The sequence below is a fragment of the Desulfomonile tiedjei genome (assembly GCA_016212925.1).
Taxonomy (GTDB): Bacteria; Desulfobacterota; Desulfomonilia; order Desulfomonilales; family Desulfomonilaceae; genus JACRDF01.
The window spans coordinates 1-3,078 of the sequence record JACRDF010000023.1 but is presented as its reverse complement, the minus strand read 5'-3'; the positions used below and the strand labels follow the sequence as shown (position 1 = coordinate 3,078).

General features: G+C 52.6%; 3 protein-coding genes. 1 reads left to right on the top strand and 2 read right to left on the bottom strand.

The genetic code is table 11. The features are described 5' to 3' along the window. Positions 1-597: 597 nt before the first annotated feature. Both HY913_10115 and HY913_10110 read right to left on the bottom strand, forming a co-directional pair. Positions 598-1,647 (bottom strand): transporter, encoded by a 1,050-nt coding sequence (locus HY913_10115; GenBank protein MBI4963620.1) that lies wholly within the window; start codon positions 1,645-1,647, stop codon positions 598-600. A gap of 144 nt (positions 1,648-1,791) precedes the next feature. Further along, positions 1,792-2,148 (bottom strand): transcriptional repressor, encoded by a 357-nt coding sequence (locus HY913_10110; protein MBI4963619.1) that lies wholly within the window; start codon positions 2,146-2,148, stop codon positions 1,792-1,794. 229 nt (positions 2,149-2,377) lie between these two features. Between HY913_10110 and HY913_10105 the strand changes: the two genes are divergently transcribed. Next, the coding region (locus HY913_10105) for a chromate resistance protein (protein ID MBI4963618.1) at positions 2,378-3,078 on the top strand (701 nt) is incomplete at its 3' end.

Below are 3,078 nucleotides of genomic sequence, written 5' to 3'. Positions count from 1 at the left end.
TGCGCCTGAAAGCGGGAAATCACCGGATATTTTTCGGTATTCCCGGAGAACAATACTCTAAGGAGATAAACCTGACCTTAGAGGAAGGAGAAACGTATCTCCTGCACTATAAGCCCAATTACCGGCTTTATAGATCGGGGCGGGCGGCGTTTGAGTTGGGCGTCTATGGGTATAGCGCGTTTTTAAATAAAATTTGATCTTTTTAGGATGAGGAGGAAGGGGGCTGGCAGAAGAAATGAAAGGCCTGCCCCTTTTAGTGCTCGGTCTTTTTAAGATGCGGGGCAGGATGCTTTACCTCCGAGGGAGGGGTCTCTATCTGCAATTGAAAAATTACGCCCCAGTCCGGGGTCTCCCGGTTCAGGCCGATGGGAAAGGTGACCCCGGCCTCCAGCAAGAACTTCCGGCAATCTGATAGCCTTTGCGGATGCCGAGAGCAACCCGTAAAGTGGCAAAATCCCGCTCCTTCCCTACTCGCGTTTCCTTATCTGCTTTTCTTGTGGTTATGCAGGGAAAAGAAGGAACCCCAAGATGATGCCAGGAAGACGCAAGGTCCTGGAAACCTGGCAACCGGCGTTAATCTGAGGGATAACAGCCTGCTTAAAAGGAATAAAGCACAGTAACCACCGGAGTGAACTTCCGATTGTTGAACTTGCCCACCAGGTCGAAGGCTACACCCGCGGCCAGGGCCAATTTGTCCGTGGCCACGTATTCGATAGCCGGCTGCACCCCCAACAGCGTAACGGGAGATTGAAAACCCAGGGTCGTATAAATATTGGACCAGGTCCAGCTACTATACATCTCCATCAATAAGATCCATTTCTTGTCCTTGGTAAAGGGATATTCCGCGGCCAGGTTGAAGTTCACCCAATCGTGGTTGCGGACGTTTTGGGGGTTGTCTTCTCCACGGATCTTATAGATATTGACGGGATTATTCATCCAAATTTGGCTATGCACCAGAACCGGTTTCAAGTATTTGAACAGATTGACCCCGGTGGTGAAGGTTAGCGAACCGGTGCCGATGGCGTCCTGAAGCAAACGCCCCGGATTGAGGCGGGAGGCGTGGCCGGTGGGAATGGTGGCAAATCCCGCCACCGCGCTGACCGCGGGCAGGTAATCGCCCTCCGCCGCCAAGTTGTATTTGCCGATCAGCGTCATATCCCCGATGCCGCTGTAACTGGCGGAACGCTCGCCATTGGGGCCGGCCAGGTTCGGGTTCACGTTTTTGGCCCAGTTGGTAAGGAAGGGAATGATGGCATATACCTCCAGGTCTTTGGCGAGTCCGTAAGCGAATTTAACCGGCATGTACAAGGTGTAGAAATCCCCGCCGGCGCTGATATACCTCCAGTTGGGGGAGTAATTTCCCATATAGAAGGACAGAGCCCAAGTGACCTGCACGGAGAACTTGCCGGTATCGATGGGCAGACAGGCGTCAGTGACAACGGGACCGCAGGTGGCAGGAGCCCCCTCTTTCTTTTTTTCAGCTTCTTCTGCCGCGGCCATCGCAACTGCCGGTTTTTCCAGCAGGAGGGGCACACCCACTTGCGCCCCCGCCGGCACTACCGGAATCAGCCCTGCCAGCAGGCAAACCGAAATAAGGCAAGTCAGAAATGTTTGGACGTGGATTTTAACCTTAAAATTATGCATCATCTTGCCAAGCTCCCCTTTTTCTTAATACCAAATGTACGCGGCGTTGCCCAGGTTACTTTCCGGAAGGATATCCTGGATAGGAATCTCCAGGAATTCTGGAATTGAGACTCACTCTCATACTTGATTCAAAAAAATTTTCTGCTTTTATTTATTTCCCCGGCACTGGGAACAGTATCCATAGATTTCCAGCCGGTGTCCCACCGTTTTAAAGCCGTTGGCCCGGCCTATCCGCTTTTCCGCCTCTCCCACCGCCGGGTCCCTAAACTCTATGATCTTGCGGCAACTTAGACATCGCAGGTGGCAATGGTGCTCATGGCCATAGATATGCTCATAGTGCATATGGCCATCCTCATAAAAGACTTCCTGCACCAATCCGCTCTCCACCAGTAAGGGTAGCGTCCGATAGAGCGAGGCCCGGGAGATGCGTTGGCCTTTGGTCCTAAGGCGCATATGAAGTTCATCCATATCAAAATGGTTGTGCTCCGCGAACACCTCCGTCAAAATGGCCTCCCGCTCTGGGGTTAGACGCATTCCTTTCCGGGCCAGAAATTCTTGGAACACTTCCCGTTCGGACTTCATAATTGAGACTGAAAATCAATTTCAGAAAAAATTACCAGAGCCGTCTTGGGCTGTCAAACTTTAATTTTCGCTATCCACCTCAGAAATTTTTTTGGTTTGCCACTTGATTAATGTTATATAAATAACTATCAATGAAATAGATGTTGCAAATATGTGGCTAATATTTTCCTATACCGTTCCGGCAAAGAATCCCAATGTCCGGGTGAAAGCCTGGCGGCGGCTCCAGGCGGTGGGGGCGGTGCAGTTGAAAAGCTCCCTTTACGTGCTGCCTTTCAGCGAGGCGAACTACGAGCACCTCCAGTGGCTGGCCCGGGAGGTGGAGGATCTGGGCGGGGAGGCGGTGTTCTTCCACTGCCCAGCAGTGGAAAACCTTACCGAAGCAGAGATCAAGGCTCTATTCGGCAAGGCCCGGGATGAGGACTATTCCCGGCTGCACGAAGAGGTGCAAATCTTGGCCAAAAGCCTAGAAGCCGGAGCCCTGGACCAGGAGGAAAAGGCCAGGGAACTCCAAGCCATCCTGAAAAAATTCACCAGAAAATTCCAGGCCATCCAGGAGATCGACTTCTTCCCCACCGGCCAGGCGGAGCGGATGGCTATGCTCCTTGCTTCCCTGGTCGACCGGCTTAAAGTACTGACCGGCGAAGAGCCGGGCCACGAGTCCTCGGCGGTTCTGAAAAAAGAGGATTACCAGGGAAAGACCTGGATTACCCGCAAGCGGCCCTACATCGACCGGCTGGCCTCTTTCTGGCTGGTCAGGCGCTTCATCGATCAGGAAGCCAAGCTTGCCTTCATCTCTCCCAAAGGGGAGATGAAAAAAAATCCCGGGCTGATTCACTTCGACATGGCCGGCGC